14 protein-coding genes are annotated in these 18,817 nt (G+C 30.9%); 13 read left to right on the top strand and 1 reads right to left on the bottom strand.

Annotated features, from left to right (window positions below; translation table 11 throughout):
• Positions 1 to 173 precede the first annotated feature (173 nt).
• From ACF3N8_RS10635 to ACF3N8_RS10615, 5 genes are all read left to right on the top strand, one after another.
• Positions 174 to 1,811: a phospho-sugar mutase gene (locus ACF3N8_RS10635; protein WP_392449939.1), complete on the top strand. Its 1,638-nt coding sequence runs from the start codon at positions 174 to 176 to the stop codon at positions 1,809 to 1,811.
• Positions 1,812 to 2,099: 288 nt separating this feature from the next.
• Positions 2,100 to 4,034, top strand: coding sequence for a hypothetical protein (locus ACF3N8_RS10630; RefSeq protein ID WP_392449937.1), 1,935 nt, complete (start codon positions 2,100 to 2,102; stop codon positions 4,032 to 4,034).
• Between the two features lie 29 nt (positions 4,035 to 4,063).
• Positions 4,064 to 4,996, top strand: a complete 933-nt coding sequence (locus ACF3N8_RS10625) for a hypothetical protein (protein WP_009383714.1) — start codon at positions 4,064 to 4,066, stop codon at positions 4,994 to 4,996.
• Positions 4,996 to 7,596 carry a glycosyltransferase gene (locus tag ACF3N8_RS10620; protein ID WP_009383713.1) on the top strand — a complete coding sequence of 867 codons (2,601 nt, stop codon included), beginning with the start codon at positions 4,996 to 4,998 and terminating at the stop codon, positions 7,594 to 7,596. Before ACF3N8_RS10625 ends, ACF3N8_RS10620 begins: the two co-directional genes overlap by 1 nt.
• Positions 7,577 to 8,395, top strand: coding sequence for a hypothetical protein (locus tag ACF3N8_RS10615; protein WP_009383712.1), 819 nt, complete (start codon positions 7,577 to 7,579; stop codon positions 8,393 to 8,395). The genes ACF3N8_RS10620 and ACF3N8_RS10615 overlap by 20 nt, the downstream gene beginning before the upstream one ends.
• Positions 8,396 to 8,436: 41 nt before the next feature.
• Here ACF3N8_RS10615 and ACF3N8_RS10610 read toward each other — a convergent pair whose 3' ends face one another.
• A complete protein-coding gene (locus ACF3N8_RS10610) occupies positions 8,437 to 9,387 on the bottom strand; it encodes an accessory Sec system protein Asp2 (RefSeq protein WP_009383711.1) in 951 nt (316 codons plus the stop codon).
• 322 nt (positions 9,388 to 9,709) lie between these two features.
• Here ACF3N8_RS10610 and ACF3N8_RS10605 point away from each other — a divergent pair, with 322 nt between their 5' ends.
• The 8 genes from ACF3N8_RS10605 to ACF3N8_RS10570 all read left to right on the top strand — a co-directional run bounded on the left by ACF3N8_RS10605 (position 9,710) and on the right by ACF3N8_RS10570 (position 18,720).
• Positions 9,710 to 10,864 carry a glycosyltransferase family 4 protein gene (locus tag ACF3N8_RS10605; protein WP_009383710.1) on the top strand — a complete coding sequence of 385 codons (1,155 nt, stop codon included), beginning with the start codon at positions 9,710 to 9,712 and terminating at the stop codon, positions 10,862 to 10,864.
• Entirely contained in the window at positions 10,854 to 11,240 is a 387-nt protein-coding gene (locus tag ACF3N8_RS10600; RefSeq protein WP_009383709.1) for a hypothetical protein, read from the top strand. Before ACF3N8_RS10605 ends, ACF3N8_RS10600 begins: the two co-directional genes overlap by 11 nt.
• Entirely contained in the window at positions 11,240 to 12,910 is a 1,671-nt protein-coding gene (locus tag ACF3N8_RS10595; protein WP_009383708.1) for a glycosyltransferase, read from the top strand. The genes ACF3N8_RS10600 and ACF3N8_RS10595 overlap by 1 nt, the downstream gene beginning before the upstream one ends.
• A 212-nt stretch (positions 12,911 to 13,122) precedes the next feature.
• Positions 13,123 to 14,382 (top strand): nucleotide sugar dehydrogenase, encoded by a 1,260-nt coding sequence (locus tag ACF3N8_RS10590; RefSeq protein ID WP_017176613.1) that lies wholly within the window; start codon positions 13,123 to 13,125, stop codon positions 14,380 to 14,382.
• A gap of 26 nt (positions 14,383 to 14,408) precedes the next feature.
• Entirely contained in the window at positions 14,409 to 15,221 is an 813-nt protein-coding gene (locus ACF3N8_RS10585) for an ABC transporter permease (protein WP_009383704.1), read from the top strand.
• Between the two features lie 10 nt (positions 15,222 to 15,231).
• Positions 15,232 to 16,431, top strand: coding sequence for a glycosyltransferase family 4 protein (locus tag ACF3N8_RS10580; RefSeq protein ID WP_009383701.1), 1,200 nt, complete (start codon positions 15,232 to 15,234; stop codon positions 16,429 to 16,431).
• Between the two features lie 30 nt (positions 16,432 to 16,461).
• Positions 16,462 to 17,376, top strand: a complete 915-nt coding sequence (locus tag ACF3N8_RS10575; RefSeq protein ID WP_009383698.1) for an ABC transporter ATP-binding protein — start codon at positions 16,462 to 16,464, stop codon at positions 17,374 to 17,376.
• Positions 17,377 to 17,388: 12 nt separating this feature from the next.
• Positions 17,389 to 18,720: a glycosyltransferase gene (locus ACF3N8_RS10570; protein WP_009383696.1), complete on the top strand. Its 1,332-nt coding sequence runs from the start codon at positions 17,389 to 17,391 to the stop codon at positions 18,718 to 18,720.
• Positions 18,721 to 18,817 lie beyond the last annotated feature (97 nt).

The following is an 18,817-nucleotide window of genomic DNA, read 5'->3' as shown; positions in this document are numbered from 1 at the left end:
TCGTCAGTTAAGAAAGGTAATTATTAGATGTAGTTGGTAGAAACATATATAATTAACCTGTGAGAAAATCAAAGTTTGATTTCCTATAAGAATCATAATTAAATAATTTATACATAATAGTATATATCATGAATACCATAGTAATAAAGACATTAATTGAGAGGAGCTTTAAAGTGAAATCAAATTGGGAAGCACGAATTAATGAATGTTTAGTCCAATCATTTGTAGATAAGCAATCTGAAACAGAAATCGAACAGGGCTTTAATGAAACTCTTTCTTTCGGTACTGCTGGCATACGTAATACTTTTGGTATAGGTCCAGGTAGACTTAACAAGTTTACAGTACAAAAAGTTGCTTTAGGGTTAGCTAACTATTTAAATGATAAAAAAGCTAACAACAAGGTTGTTATTCACTTCGATACAAGACATTTATCTAAAACGTTTGGTATGGAGATTGCTAAAGTTTTAGCTACTGAAAACATTACAGTTAAAATTGATGCGGAATACAAAACAACGCCAGAGTTATCTTTTGCTGTTCGATATGAACAAGCTGATGCAGGGGTTATGATAACGGCAAGTCACAATCCGAGTAATTATAACGGTATTAAAGTATATGGTCCAGATGGCGGACAGTTGTTAGTAGAACCATCTAAAGAGCTAAGTCAATATATTGATGAAATTGATCCGTTATCGGTTAAAGTGAAAGACTTTGAAACCTTAAAAAATGAAGAGAAAATCATGTTCTTCGACAGTAAGGTAACACAGGCTTACAAAGAAAAAATCCAACACTTAGTAGGTAGCATTCCAGATACTGAAATGAAAACTGTATTAACGAGTTTACATGGAACAAGTTTGCCTCTGCTAGCTGAGATTTTAACTGATTTAAACTATACGAATTATATAATTGAACAAGATCAATCTATGCCAGATGGTGATTTTCCTACAGTAGAGATTGCTAACCCTGAAGATGAAAAAGTTTTTGATCTATCAAAAAAATGTGCTATTGAAAATGAAGCGGATTTACTTATAGCCACTGACCCTGACGCTGATAGGCTAGGAATAGTTGAACGTTATGAAAACGGTTCCTTTAGATATTTTAACGGTAATGAAATAGGATTGTTATTAATGAAGTTACGTTATGATACGTTACTTGAAATAAGCAACCCTTATATTATAAAATCCGTTGTTACAGGTACATTGAGTGGTCGTTTAGCCAAAGATTTGAATATTAAGGTCATTGATGTGCTAACAGGTTTCAAATACATTTCACAAATTCTTAAAAACAAAGAAAGTGATGACGATCATCTCGTTTTAGCTTATGAGGAAAGTCACGGATATTTAGCACAAGACTTCGCTCGAGATAAAGACGCAATTCAAATTGTCCCGTTATTAATCAAATATAAAGCACAATTAAAAGAAGAACATCTAACTTTAGGCGATGTAATGGATAATATATATAAAACCTATGGTTATGTGATGGATAAAACGGTTTCACCGAAATTTGAAGGTCTTAAAGGCAAAGATAAAATCAACCAAATCATGGATAAAATTAGAAAACACGTTCCTGACGAAATTTGCGGTTTAAAAGTACTGGCAATTGAAGATTATTTAACTCGCAAAATTAACTTTAAAGACGGTTCAGTAGAGAATATTTCTTTACCTGAAACGAATTTAATTCGATTAATATTTAATGAAGGATTTATTGCACTTAGACCATCGGGTACAGAGCCTAAAATTAAGATTTATTTCTCATTAGAAGTTGAAAATTTTAATGAAATAGTGGATGAGTTTTTAGTGAATTATATAAAGTAATTTAAGAGTTTACTTTTATTCTATTGAGTGAGTATTTTGTTACAAATAGCAAAATCTCACTCTTTTTTTATGATATTAATAAATTAGTAATTATATAATATAATCAAATCAGATAATCATATTAAGTAAATAAAAATGTATTTAAGAAATAATATAAATGTTGCTTAACAACTATATTTACAAATCAAATAATGGTATGTAATATTGAAATGTAAGATACCTAAAGTAATTGAAATATGAATGAAACAATTTTATTGATATATCAATAAATGTTTTAGGAGGAATTCAATGAAAAAAACACTGAGGTTATACCCTAATGGGTTTTTGCTTTTAAAAGACAATCAAGACTTAAAAAGTATACCGGATACTTTTAAACGTTTAGATTTACTTAATGATTATTATTTCTATTTTGAAGGAAAAGGCAGGGTTCAATACCTCGTCAGTGAAACAAGATTTATTATCATTAGCGGACATCACTCATATGTGGGGCAGAATGAGATAAATGATACTTCTGAACTTTTGAACAAATTACTCGATGCTTTTTATGTGGAACATGATACTTTTTTAAATATGATTGATTTTCTAGGCGGTCGATACGCTATTATCATTGGTGATAACGAAGAAGTGTACGTTTATCAGGATGCTTCAGGCGTTCGAACTGTGTATTTTACAGAAGAACACGACGCTATAGCATCACATTTACATTTATTAGTAGATCAATTCGATTTAAATAGAGAAAATGACAAACAACAATTAAGCAATCAAACCTTCACATTAAATAATTCCAAATATGCCAAATTGAAAAAATTGTTGCCAAATCATTATTTGAAATTTTCAAACAAATCAATTCATAGATTTTTCCCTCGTACGCAAAATAAATATAAAGAGTGGAGTGAAGATGCACGTTTTGATTTGGTGAAAACGTTATGGGAAGCTCAAACAGAAGATTATTTGAACCAATATAAGAAATTAATATTATCGCTAACAGGTGGAAATGATAGTCGAGTTTTACTAGCAATGTCAAAAAAATTTACTGATCAAATCGAGTATTTTACTTATACCATTAAACGAAATAAAAATAATTCATTTTTTGAAAAGACAGCTAAGTTAGATGAAAAACTAGTTAAGCAAATCACTTCTGATTTTAATATTAACCATCAATTTTTAGTTATAGATAGTGATCTTAAACTTAAGCAAGATGAACACAATGTATTGGATCGTAATAGTGCTAGATCACACGGTAGGAGATTAATTCCTTATTACAATCAATCATTCCCAGAGACAGATTTGTTACATGTGCGAGGGAATTTATTAGAGACTGGTAGAGCATATTATTATGACGATAAACCTCGAATGGAAACGCTCATTAACAAAGTAGTTTTTGATTTACGTAAACGAGATAAATCTATAACCCGTAGCTTTGCACAAGACCTAATTTTAAATCAGTTGAAAGATTTAGGCTATGATAAATCAATCAACGGCTATGATCAACGTGATTTATTATATTGGGAATGGAGAATGGGCAACTGGTTTAGCGAAGTCGTAAATGAAACAGATTCAGCATTTGAAACATTTTTACCTTATAATCTGCGTGCAATAATAGATATTTCGCTCTCGTTTCCATTAGAAAAACGCTATAGCAATTATTTCTTCAATGAACTAATTCAACGTAATTTTCCTACCCTAAACTTTTATGGGAAGAATGTGGATAAAAATTTATATGAACAATATATAAAAGATAATCCTAAAAAATTAGAAAATTCTATAATTAAAAACTTTAAAGTTTTTAATATGGATCACAAGCTTGTTTATAATAAAGCCTCTGTAAAAAACCAATTTTATTTACCTACTCAGTTTCTCGAAAAGGGGAATTATGCCGAGGCAACCATACGTCCATTAAAACAACACGGTTTAATGTACATAAAATTATTAAGTAAATATTTATCATCTAATGGGGTTAATTATTTAAAATATGAAATTTTGAAAAATGATAAGACTATGCTTTCAGAAGATATAGCTCATTGGGACAAACCAAATCATATAAATATTTATAATTTAACACAAAAAGATATCATAAAAATTCGGATAACGGCTCTGAGAAATTGCAAAAGAATATCTTGGCAAAAAGCCTCTATGATAACTATTTTAGAAAAGAAGGAAATCGAAGATAATAGACAATTTAACAAAGAAATAAGTTTTACAAGTCCATTTTCAAATTATTAAATGAGCGAAAAATAAAGGAGCGATTTTAAGTGTTACTTTTAGAAGATTTAAATTACCAATTTAAAATAGGAATGCAAGTAATTTTATATGATGAATTAGACGTGGATGTATATGAGTCTCTTGAATCGGCTGTTGAAGCTAAGGAAGAAGATAATAAATACACTGGAATATTCTCGATAGTAGATTATCAAAAGGTTGATAATTTAGATTACTATCTCATCTCTAATGAAAAAATGTTGTTAGGTTGGATTCAAACTAATAAGGCGCCTTTATTATTTCAAAAGGTCAATGAACCGGTAAAATTCATTAATGATGATTTCGAGTTTCCTCTTATTAACTCGAAGCTTAAAAAGAAGAGAAACACATTAAACCCTAATAAAGCATTTATTTCTAAGGGTTTTACTATATTAGATGATGAAGTATACGAAGCTTTATTTTTAAAAGAAAAGTTAATAGGATTTTTTAATCCAGATGATTTAGATCATGGAGTTAAAATCATGAAAGAGGTTGACATATCTCAACATAAAAATAACTTTTATTCAGACAGTAAATATGAGAACAGAGTTGATTTAACTACCAACGATGAATTACTCATGACCTATCATTTCCCTAAGCTAAAAGTATCGCAATTTAAACATGATGGAAAAAGAATTTGGCTTCCTAACCATAATTTTAATAATGTAATGGTTTCTTCAAAGGTTTTTGACATTAAAAAGTTCAATAAAGAAAATCTTATCGCGCTTCATTTAACTGGAACTTATAACCAAGAACGTAAAAAATCTAAAAAAGTTATCAAAGAACTTATTAAAGAGAATAAAGAACTCATTTCAGGTGAGCGAGGTAGTAAACGTAACTACAGTAAGGATTTTGAAAAGCTATATTATAATCTTAGAAATTCTAAATTAGGTAGACTTCAAGTAGCTTATTGGAATTTTAGAAAGAAGAAAGCGGGGCGTAAATAGTGACTAAGCAAGCTACGCATTCTCTTAATGTAAAAGACTTTAATCGTCAAACTAAAGCTGATAAATATGATTATATACTTAAGAATTTAGATAATCATTACAATCATTCTATTGAACTTTTAGATGTAGTAGCTAAAGAGGATGACATTGGTTACTACTACCAACGTGTTGAAGAAGAAAGCAAACTTGACTTTCTAAGCAAGCATGAACCATATTTAGATAAATTACCGTCAAGCAATGGTTCAGCCGTATTTAAAAAATCTTCTGTCAAAATTGGGATGGTTGCTGATACATTTTTATTCAATTCATTTAAGGATGTATGTGACTTAGAGTATATTAGCTATGATGATAAACTTAATAAAAACTTTGATTTAGTTATTATAGCTTCTACATGGAGAGGTATAGATAGATCTTGGACTGGTGTTGCTGGACCTCAAAGCGATAAAAGACAGGTATTATACGACAAAATAAATGAATTTCGTAATGCTAATATACCAGTTGTTTTCTATTCTAAGGAAGACCCAGTGAACTATAGTAAGTTTAAGGATATTGCTAAAGAATGTGATGTAATATTCACATCTTGTGAGGAAAAGATTGATGATTATAAATCATTCTGTAATAATGACAAAGTTTATGTATTACAATTTGGTGCAAATCCTCACTACCATAATCCTGTGGGCACAAGAAGCGATATTACAAAAAAATTCGATGATGAGGTATTATTTGCTGGTAGTTGGATGAAGAGATACCCGCACCGTAATAATGATCTTAAGCGTATTATAAATGGCGTTTTAGATGTAAATAAAGAACTGACCATAATTGATCGTAATCTAGAATTGAGAGATAGTAGGTATAATTATCCGCAAGATTTTATACCGTATTTAACGACACCTGTACCTCATGAGAAACTTATGAAATTACATAAGTTATATCGTTTCGCTATAAATGTTAATTCGGTTAAATATTCTTCATCGATGTTTGCTAATCGAGTTTTTGAATTACAAGCGTTTGGTAACTTATTACTTTCCAATTACTCAGTAGGGGTAAATAATCAATTCCCAAATGTATTTATCGTTAATGATAGAGAAGATGTAGTTAATATAATGTCTAACTATGATGAAGATTATCTCAATTCGCTTCGTGCTAAAAGTATAAGAAATGTAATGCGTAATAATACAACGTATCACAGAGTTGATCAAATCTTAGAAACTTTAAACATGGAAGCCGTTCAAAGGGAGCCTAAAATATTAGTCGTAGGTGAAAGCAATCATCCTTCTATAAGAGAGTCATTTGATAGGCAACTAAATGTAAAAGCAGATTTTTCATTAAAACAAAAAAATTATAATATTACCGATTATGATTTTGTAACCTACTTTGATGAAAGTAATTTCTATGAAGAATACTACTTAGAAGATTTGTTATCTGCTTTTAAATATACCAATGTAGACTACGTGACAAAAGACAATAACAAAGAGGCTCATAACTATACTCATAATTATGAAAATAAATTTAGAACTATGTTCAAATCTAATTTCGTCGAAAACAATCGTCCAAATAATATGAGTTCGACTCTAGGTTATGTACTTGATGAATCTGAGTTATTTCATCACGTGTACGAATCAAATTATCAACCTGAATTAAGTGTGATAGTCCCGATTTATAATAACGGTGAGTATTTAGAAGAGAAGTGTATGAAAAGTTTAAAACGTTCTTCAATATTTGATAAAATGGAAATCATTTTTGTAAACGATGGGAGTAGCGACCCTAGGACTAAACAAATTCTTAATAGATTAACAAGACACTATCCTAATATAATACGATTTGATTTTGAATCAGGTTCTGGTAGTGCATCTCGTCCGAGAAATAAAGGGGTAGAATTAGCAACTACTGAGTATGTAACGTATTTAGACCCTGATAATGAGGCGATTGGCGATGGTTATAAACATTTATTAGACGAAATTAAGGCGAAAGATGTTGATTTAGCAATAGGTAATATCATTAAAGAGGATAATAAAAATAGAAGATTATTTAAATTCTCGCAACATGTAAAAAAATATAATCGTGGAGAATTATATGTGAGTAATCCAAAATCGTTCCTAATCAATAGTGGTCTAAGAAGTCAAAGTATCCAAGCTTTAATAGTTAAGAAATCTATTATTATTGACAACAATATCGTTAATTTAGTCGGAGCAGCAGGCCAAGATACTGTCTTCTTCCAAGAACTAATGTTAAATATAAAAAATTTCGTAGCCATTAATAAAGTAATCCATATTTATTATGCTGCTGTAACTGGATCAGTAACTAACTCGATATCAAGTGTTCTGTTTGACAAGTACTTAAAACTTGAGAAAACGCGAATACCTTTTCTTAAAGAGAATGGATTAATGGAGACTTATATGAATGAAAGGTTTAATTTTTACTTCATGTATTGGTATATACCGAGATTAGTAAAAGTTAAACCTGAAGAAAAGAAAGAAGCTATTTCGCGCTTTCTTGAAATATACAGTATGTACGATAACTTCAAACGTCCTAAGGACGATGATTTAGACGAAATGATAGCTAAATTTAGGGAGGAGCTTCATGAAGAAGATAAAATTTGAGGAATTAAACAAGGGGACTATACTCGATAATAATGATGACCATGTTGTTGTCGAAAAGGATGGATTAGATATTCATCTAAAAATTCACCTCAAACCAAATGCTAAAGCGATTGTTGTGTTTTCTAATGGTGCAGTTAATACTAGTAAGAAGACACCACCTGTATTTATGCGATCATCATGGGTTAATGACATGCCTTATAGTGCTATTTATATAGATGACCGTACTTTACACAACAAAAACATTCGTATAGGATGGGGACTCGGCACTAAAGAAAGACATTATCTAATAGATTATAGTGAAATAATAAGAAAAATATGTAGTTCAATAAATTATGAAGGTCAAGATGTATATTATTTTGGATCCTCAGCTGGAGGTTTTATGTCTATGGCTTTAGCGACTATGCATAATGCTTCTTCAGCTATAGTAAACAATCCCCAAGCTTACGTTTTCAATTATAAGCAATTGGCTGTAAAAAAAGTAATGACTACGTGTTATGATATGGATTCTATTGATAAATTTAAAAAGACTTATCCAGATCGTTTATCTATAACAACAATGTTCAAGAAGTTTAAACGAACACCAGACGTTTATTATCTGCAAAACAGACTTTGTGAAAGTGATATGAAAAATCATGTTTATCCAATGATGAAAATGATGGACAAATACAAAATAAATAGTAAACCTATTAATTTTATGTTGTATAACGATATTGAAAGTGGACATGAACCCATGAGTAAAGAAAAAACTTTAAAAATTATAGGTAATATAATAGATAAAGACTTTCAAGTTATAAAATAAAGGAAGTTCGGCTAACTTTAATGAGTTAAGCCGAACTTTTTTTAATTACTTTCAATATTTTTTAAGACTTCATGAGCGTATGGTGGAAAGAAATGAATTACATCACTGTGATTAGAATAGTCACCTAAATCAAGTTCATAAGAAGCGAGATTCGTTTCGTCAATTAATTTTAGAAAGTGGACAGCGTGACGTGTGTATCTCGGTTCTTTCTCTCCAACGTGGTAATACAATTTAGGTTTGTGGACGCTATTTAACATTTCATCAGTTATTACATTATCAAGCCATTTGGTTCCTTCTTCCAAACTTTTACCAGTAATATAGGTGATAATATTTTGACCTCTTTCATTATCTTTATGCATTTTACCTAAATAAACTGTAGGGGAACCTAAAATAGCATTTCCGAATCGGTATTTAAAAACATAGTATAAAGCAGCAAATCCACCTTTACTTGAGCCAAATAAATATACATTATCCTTAGAAATAGCTAAGGATTCAAGAACGCGTTCAATAATTGAAATTGTTTGAGATTCAAATTTTCTATTACCATTACCAATATAATATGCACAAGTTGTATCTGATGACGAAGAATTATTATCAGTGATAAATAACTTGTTAATTTTGTAATCCTTCAGAGTGTTAAAATAGTTGAATTGGTTGTTGTGAGTAGAACTTGAAAATACTACTAGTAATTTGTCAGATTGGTTATGTTTTATAAGAGAATAATGAATTCCTGTATCCTCATCAATAAATTCTGGGAATACATGTTTAGGTTTAGAATATACTTGATATCCATCTTGTGTATTAATTTCAAAGAAATAACGATAATTAAAGTGAGTTTGAAGGTTATCTAAATTTATTTCAATATGTTTATCAGAAGAGTTAATATTTAATGTTTGAATTTCATCAGTTTCTAAATTTTCAAATCTAAATCTTAACTCCTCATCACAATTAGGTATTTCGATTGATTTTATATTAGTTTTTAATTTATCCATAGTATCTCCCTTGTTAATGGTTCTATTGTTAAAACATGATAACTAACTATAAACATAATAATAACATAATAAAAAGTAAATTAATTTAAAAAACAAAAGTAATTATTTTATTTATTAAGATTGATGAAAGCGAGGTACATTAGGTACTTAGGTAGTATAAAATTCTAAAAAATACTAAAACGAATCTTTTATTTTTAATTTAAAATTTTATGAGAATAGTTTTTGCTTTCAATTAGTCGCTCTCTAATTTAAAATGTTCATGTACTTAACACAATGTTAAAATTCTGTTTTTTGTGTAAATGTCATGGAGGTAATTAAATTAATGGAGAAATATCTAGTAGTATGTAATGCATACCCTTCAGAAAGTAATATATATCGTAATGGGTTTATACATCGACGTGTTAAAGCCTATATGGAAAAGGGGGCTGAAGTAGAGGTATTTTATCTTCATCCGCCAGCAACTAAAGAAGAAAAATATACATACGATGGCGTCGAGGTGACTTTAGGAAATACAGATAACTACGTAGATTTCATTCAAAAAGTAGGAAATGAATACAATGCATTTTTAATTCATTTTATTACGCCTCAAATGTATTATCCAATAGTGGAAAACGTAAAGGATCCTAAATTAGTAGTATGGATTCACGGTTTTGAAGCTGAAGCTTGGCACAGAAGATGGTTTAATTTCCTCACATCAGTTCATGAACTAAAAAAAGTAATTGAAATGGCTGAAGATCATTATGTAGATCAGTTAAACTTCATGCATGATCTTTATAAAGAAGATAAATATGACATAACATTTATACATGTATCGCAATGGTTCAAAGATCACATTGCTGATGTTGATGCGAAGTATGCTCCATCTAACTATGAAATTATACCTAATATTGTGGACGATAATGTGTTTACTTATGAACCGTCAGAACGCTCAGACAAACTTAGAGTACTGTCCATTCGTCCATTCGCTTCACATAAATACGCTAATGATCAAACAGCTAAAGCTATTAATATATTGTCTAAGAAACCGTTTTTTAATGACATCGAGTTTCATATTTATGGTAAGGGTAAATTATTTGCGAGTATAACTAAGTCAATCAAGAATCATCCCAATGTTCATCTTCATAACACATTTCTAGAACAACAAGAAATAGCTAAACTTCACAAAGAGTTTGATGTATTCTTATGCCCTACTAGGCTTGATTCTCAAGGTGTTTCCATGTGTGAAGCTATGAGTAGTGGTCTCGTACCTGTGGCTACAGACATTACGGCTATACCTGAATATGTAGAAAATAACGTTTCAGGACTACTTGCTAAGCCTGAATCACCAGAATCTATAGCTTATCAGATAGAAAGATTATACTTTAACCGTAATTTACTTGAAAAGTTATCTTATAATGCACAAAAATCTATTAGAGAAAAAGCGGGTACAGAAGTTGTAATTGAGAAAGAAATGAAGGTGATGCGAAATGAACGATAATATTAACTGGAAAGCACGTTATATAGACCTTGAAAATCAAATGCTAGATATGATGAAGATGACAACGGGACTCATTAAAAAAGAGGGTAAGAGTCAGAATACTAAAATCAATGGAATTAACTACAATCGTATCGACGATATTATCGAAATCGTGGTTAAATCGCAGTCTACTAATGCTAAATATTTATTTGAAGTTGTTAGCGAAGATGGTCGAGTTCTTCAACGAAAAGCAATGGATTACAAAAATTCTTGTAAATTCAATTTATCATTATTTGATTGTGCATTTAGAATTAGAGTTTCTATACGCAATGATAAAAGTGCCAATTATGAAGATAGTAATGTAACTAAAGTGTTTAATAAAGAAGGTGAGTTATAATGGAGCAAAGAGAAAGAAAACGCATCCTTGTTACTGGATTTATTAATGTCAATGTATTAGACGGTTCCTCAGTGTTCATGTCTAGTATCACCCAAGTTTTAGCTAGTGATTCAGATATTGAGGTAGACTTATTACTAGCCGTGCCTTTTAATCGAGATGTTGTTCTAAAAAAACTCGAAGCTTACCCTAACGTTAATATTATTGACCCTTTTGAGGATGTTAATAATAAAGATTTCGATTTCTTCAAACGTAACTATATGACGCGTGAAGAATATGCTTATTTAATAGATAGAGTCTTTGATCAAGGTAATTATGACCATATGTTCATCCGAGCTCTCGAAGTTGTAGAATATATGGTTGAACATAATAGTAATGCTATTAGCTCAATGTTTGCTTATATAACAGGTGTTACTTCAAGTAAACAAGAAATTGATTCTAATATAAAAGCATTATTATCTTACATCACGTCTAAAGGTGCTTATTTGCTATGTCAAACAGATGAGATGAAACAACACATTAATAAACAATGTGACTTATCTAAAGATCGTATTATCGACTTAAATCCTATGATTCCGGATCAAAATTTATCCTTCAATGACGTTTTTAAAAAGAAACCTCGCTATGATAAATTTTGTTACACAGGTAAATTTGCTCATGAGTGGAATATAATTCCTATGATTACTCAATTTAGAGAACTCAATGAAATGGATGACGACGTTAAGCTATATATAGCTGGGGATCAATTTAAAAAGTCTCCTGAGAATCCAAACTTCGTTTCACATGCAAGTTATCTTATTCAAAATAGTCCTAATGTGATGTGGCTGGGGGCATTAACTAGAGATCAAACGCTTGCGCTAGTTGAACAATGTGATGTAGGGCTAACTTATCGTAGTGAAGCGTTAAGTGATTCACTGGAACTTTCAACTAAATTACTTGAATATTGTAGCTTCGGCGTGCCACCAGTTTTAAATCGTACAAAAATGCATGAACGCATCTTTGGTGAAGATTATCCATACTTCGCCAATACGGACGAAGAATTTTATCTTACAATGAAAAAAGTTGTAGACGAACCGAAGTTACTCGAATCAACAGCTCAACACGTATTTGAAATAGCTAAAGGATATTCTTTTTCAGCTACTTATAGTAAAATGGCTAAGTATATATTTAATAATAATACTAGCGTCGAACATAAATTTAATATTATTTCTTCTGTTTACGAGTCAAATGAAGCGGTGTATGATTCTCTAAATCATGTTTATGCTTTTAACATATATCAAGATATCGCAGGAAATATAAGACATGCTCTAAAGAAAGGTAAAATAGAAAATTCTAGTATCATACAGAATGTTGTTATTTTAAATATTGATGACAAAACCCGAAATACTGAATCAGAAATATTAGATGTATCTAGCAAGTTGTATAAAGAAATTATTAGTAGAGCGACTAATAAACAAATCAATAAAGTTAATATTGATGAATTACAATCACCTATCCAACAACCTAATAAACCTAGTAGTAACGATAATCAAGTTCAAGTTTTACAACGTAAATATAATAAATTAGCAAGAGAGTTTAGAGGTTTAAAACGCAAATACAACAATTTATCAAACTCAAAGTTAGGCTCTCTACAAAAGCGATATTGGAATTTCAAAAAATCTAAAAACAAATAATATAATCGCGACCACATCTTGTTGGTCGCGATTTCTTTGTTAAAGGTTTATTACTAGAAATTTATACTATAATGTTATATTCTAAAGTATGATATAAAGATAATGAACTGCCATTTAAATATTTAGCAGTTTAACGCTTTATTTAAATTAATTGAATGATTAGAATAATATTATAAAAGAATATAAATAAATTTAAAGGTTAGGTGTTTTACTTGAAGTTAACTACAGTAGGATTAGGTTATATAGGTTTACCTACATCAATTATGTTTGCGAATTATGATGTAGATGTTTTAGGCGTTGATATTAATCAAGACGCAGTTGATTCTTTAAATAAAGGTCAAATTCATATTGAAGAGCCAGGTTTACAAGAGGCATATGAAGAAGCATTATCTAAAGGAAAGTTTAAAGCAGCTACTAAGCCTGAAAAAGCAGATGCTTTCATTATTTCAGTTCCTACTCCTAATAATGATGATGAGTATGAGTCTTGTGATATCTCGATAGTGATGTCAGCTGTAGAAAGTATTATCCCGGTCTTAGAAAAAGGGAATACAGTAATAGTTGAATCAACTATAGCGCCAAGAACAATGGACGATCATGTTAAACCATATCTAGAGGAACAAGGTTATACTATTGGTGAGGATTTATATCTTGTTCATTGCCCAGAACGCGTGTTGCCTGGTAAAATCTTAGAAGAACTCATATATAACAACCGTATTATCGGTGGTATAACTCAAAACTGTATTGAAGCGGGTAAACGTGTTTATAGTACGTTTGTTAAAGGTGAAATGATTGAAACTGATGCCCGTACAGCTGAAATGAGTAAGTTAATGGAGAATACTTACCGCGATTTAAATATTTCATTAGCTAATGAGCTTGCTAAAATTTGTAATAATTTAAATATTAATGTGCTTGATGTCATCGAAATGGCAAATAAACATCCTCGAGTTAATATCCATTTACCTGGACCAGGTGTTGGTGGTCACTGCTTAGCGGTTGATCCTTATTTTATTATTGCTAAAGATCCTGAAAATTCACCACTTATTCAATTAGGTCGAAAAATTAACCGCTCTATGCCAGAGTATGTTATCGAGAAATCCAGAGAAATGTTAACTGAATTAGGTGGGAATAAAATCGCTGTCTTTGGTCTAACATATAAAGGTGACGTAGATGACATACGTGAATCACCAGCATTTGATATTTATAATATGTTACGTAAAGAATCAGATTTAGATATTGTGGCTTACGATCCACATGTTAAGTTAGATTTTGTTGAAAAAGATATTAAGAAGGCTGTTGAAAACGCGTCATTAGTGCTTATTTTAAGTGACCACTCTGAATTTAAAACACTAACTGATGAAGACTTTAAAGCTATGAAACACAAAGTAATATTTGATACCAAAAATGTAGCTAAAACAAACTTTGATTCAACGGATTACTATAACTTTGGCAATTTATTTGAGTTCAAATCGTAAATTCTATAAGATTGTAGGGAATTATCGTGAATCCAATAATTACTATTTTAAAAGAGCAGGTTAAACACATCCCACAAATTGTTAAACTTGCCGTCTATAACATGAAAAGTCAATATGCGAATCATTACTTAGGGGTTTTCTGGAATATACTTCAACCTCTTCTTCAAGTACTCGTGTATTACTTAGTATTTGGTTTAGGTATTAGAGGGGATAAAGGTGCCATTGAGGGTATACCTTTTATCTTCTATCTAATATCGGGATTATTCCCATGGTTATTCATATCACAAAGTATTAATGCTGGAGCAGGGGCAATACAATCTAATCTCGGATTAGTTACTAAAATGAAGTTCCCTTCTTCAGTTCTATTATCTATTTCATTTACTAATACGTTGTTTAATTTACTTTTCATGTCTGCTTTATTTCTAATTTTATCTTTATTTAATCAATTTGTGCCTTTTTGGCATTACTTGATTTTCTTATATTTTATTATAGCAGCGTTTCCATTATTATTTGGTATATCACTGATGATGAGTTCGCTCGTTATAGTAGTTAAGGATACTAAAAATGTACTTCAGAATATTATTAGACTTGGTTTCTTTATGTCACCTATATTTTGGAGTTTAGGAGAACAATACGGTAAAATTCTCGGTAAAATTGCATCACTAAATCCTTTCGCGTATTTAATAGAGTTATATAGAATGACATTCGTTTCAGAAAAATCAGTATTATTAATGCACCCAAGTTCTCATTTATATTATTGGGCTTTTACATTAATGATGCTGTGTTTAGGAAGCTTAATTCATTATCGATTCAAAGATCGTTTGTTAGACTTTCAATAGGTAGGTATTTATGAATAAAAAAATTTTAATCATCACTCAAAACTTTTATCCAGAACTTGGTTCAGCGGCTAATCGAATGAAACATTTATACAAGCAGTTTAAATTGAATGGTTATGAAACATACGTTTTAACTACAGAACCTTCTTACCCAACTAAAGAATTATTTGATGATAACCGTTATTTTGATGATGAAACTCTTAATAAAGACGAAGGTAAGCATATCCTTCGTCTTAAAATGTCTTTAGAAAAGCAACACACAAGTATGATTGTTCGTTTATTATATTACTTAGAGCAAATGTACAGAGTTAGAAAGTATGTGAATAAACACAAACATCAGTTCAACTATATTTATGTAACAAGCCCAAATATTTTCTTACCTTGGGCTACTTTGTTTTTTAAAGGTAAGTCTAAGAGTACATACATATTAGAAATAAGAGATCTATGGCCTGATAGCGTAGCAGGTTTGAAGCAATTCAAATTTAGAAAACTAATGCCTATTCTCAAATGGCTAGAGAAGAAAATGTATCAAGCGGCTGACAAAATTGTTGTGAATAATGACTCATTTAAGCATGAAATTAAAAAATTAAGTCACAAATCGAAAGAGATATTTAATTTACCCAATGCATTAACTCAAGAAGAGCAATTGGATGAGCCAAAAAAATCTATGTTTAGTGTTATTTATACTGGTAATATTGGGTATGCCCAAAATGTGGACGAGCTAATTGATATTGCTAAAGGACTACATGAAAAAAATATCCCTATGACGGCTATAGTTTATGGCGTACAAGCACCGAAATTTAGAGAAGCAATCGATAAACATCAACTAAGTTCGATTAAAGTTATGTCACCGATGAAACGCGATAAATGTATGCAAGTTATAAGTCATCACCACATAGCATTGTCTATATTGCAAAACGAGGAAGTATTTCTTAATGTAATGCCTGGTAAAATAGTGGATGCTATAAGTGTAGGAACCCCTGTTGTTACAAACCTAGGTGGGTTTACTAAGGAACTAATAGATACCTATAAGGTTGGTACTGCTATTAAAAATGGTTCTGTAAATGATATAATTAAAGCTATAGAAGAATATAAAACTAATCATGATGCCTTAAATCAAGCTATTACTCAATCGAGAACGTTAAGACATGATTACTTTACTTGGGAACGTAATATGAGTAAGTTGATTAAATTTATAGAAGAAGACGTTTAGAAATTTTTAAACGAGTAAGTAGGTGTACTAATGAGTTACAAAGTTAAAGCTGAGAATGTCTCTAAAATATATGATTTAAACCGAAGCAAAGTTAGCAAAATTTTATCTCTCTTGTCATTCGGATATTTTTATAAACCTAAACCTTACTATGCGCTACATGATGTATCATTTGAGGTAGAAGAAGGCATGTCAGTGGGAATAATCGGGCTAAATGGTTCTGGTAAATCAACGCTTTCAAATATTTTAGCAGAGGTTGTTAAACCATCAACTGGAACTATAGATATTAATGGCGATACTTCACTCATTGCTATTTCAGCTGGTTTAAAAAATGACTTTACAGGTGTAGAGAATATTAGGTATAAATGTTTAATGCACGGAATGACTGATAAAGAAATTAATGCTGTATTTGATGAGATTGTTAAATTCTCAGAACTAGGAAACTTTATTCATCAACCTATAAAGTCTTATTCAAGCGGTATGAGAGCACGTTTAGGATTCTCAATTGCAATCCATACGAATCCTGATGTTTTAATAGTGGATGAAGCTTTATCTGTCGGTGACCAAACCTTCTCAAACAAATGCATAACTCAGATGAAGAAGTTGCAAGAACAAGGCAAAACGATCTTCTTTGTTTCTCATTCTGCTGGTCAAATACGAAAAATGTGCGACAAAGCCTTATGGATTCATTATGGTGAAGTATTAGAGTATGGAGACGTAAATCCGGTAGTTAATAAATATAATAAACTCATTAATGATTTTAAGAAATTAAGTAAAGATGAAAAAGCGTCTTATCGTGAAAAAATGATGGAAAAACAACGAGAAAAGAGTAAGCACATCGAAACTATTAATGAAGATAAAGTGCCATGGACCACTTTCATTCCACTGGTTAGTAGTATTGGCTTATTTGTCTTAGCTACTTTATATCAAATTGGTTTAATTGGATAGGAGCGACGTTTTATGAAGAAAGTAGGTATGTTTGTTTGGAATCATTTTACGAATGATGCACGTGTTAACCGAGAATGTACTGCATTGAGTGATAACGGATATAACGTTGATTTAATAGCGATTAACGATCCTAAGAATAAAATGATTCAAGCATATGAAAAAGTAAATGAACGTTTTCGTGTTCACCGTGTTAAACGTTACCCGTGGTTACTACAAACTTATCAAGACCAAGGTAAACGTTTTCTAATTGTAATTGGAGGGATAGCGACTGCGGTGGCTATAGGATTATTTTTCGTCAATTTTATGTTACTTAGTGCGTATTTAATGGTGCTAGTAGCTGGTGCAGCGAGTATTAAGGTACGTAAGTTTCGAAAAATGATTGTTAACAGTGCAATCATTATGCGTATGATTGTTAAAGGTTATCGTTTAAATGCAGATATTTATCATTCGAATGATTTAAACACGCTACCTCAAGGTATCGTATGTTCTAAATTAAGACTTAAACCAAGACCACTAATTTATGATAGTCATGAAGTTCAGAGTGATCGTACAGGTTATAACCCTGAAAAAATTAAAAAAATTGAACGCTTCTTATTACGCTTTGTCGACATCATGATGGTTGAAAATCATACGCGTGCTAAACATAATGAAAAACTGTATGGTTTTTGTCCCGACACTTTGTATAACTACTCTGAACTATACGATATTGAGAAACGACCTAAAGTCGATTTACATGAGCGGCTCGGTCTTGAAAAGGACACGAAGATCTTATTATATCAAGGTGGCTTACAAAAAGGGCGTGGCTTAGAATTACTTATTAAAGCTATGCCAAAAATTAAAGAAGGTGTTCTTGTATTTATAGGTGCTGGTAAGCTAACTGAGCCTCTTAAAGCTCAAGCTAAGACTTCAAGTGAGAGTAGTCGTATATTCTTTATCGATAAGGTCCCTTTTAAAGAATTGCCAAGCTATACTAGAGAAGCTTATTTAGGTTATCAAGTACTACAGAATGTATGCTTTAATCACTACTCAGCAAGCTCTAATAAGTTATTTGAGTATATCATGGCCCATGTACCTGTAGTCGGATGTTCGTTCCCAGAGGTTGAACATGTTATCAATGAGACTCAAGTAGGCCTTGCTATCGATTCACACTCCGTTGACGCTATAGCAGATGCTACGAATCGTTTAATTGAAGATCAAGCATTATACGAGTCATGTAAGTCAAATACGTATGATGCGAAGCACATTTATAATTGGAACAATGAAAAAGCTAAATTACTAGATGTTTATGATAGAGCGCAAGCTGTTCAAGGAAAGCATTTAGGAATGATGAACCAATACGTCTAAGACTTTCCCTTATAACTTATGTCAAAGCATCAAGTTATAAGGGACTTTTTTATGAAGAAAAAGATGCCAAAACATAAATAAGGGTGGGTGTTTGAGA

Source organism: Staphylococcus massiliensis (assembly GCF_043186315.1).
GTDB lineage: Bacteria > Bacillota > Bacilli > Staphylococcales > Staphylococcaceae > Staphylococcus > Staphylococcus massiliensis.
This window is presented reverse-complemented; position numbering and strand designations above follow the sequence as displayed.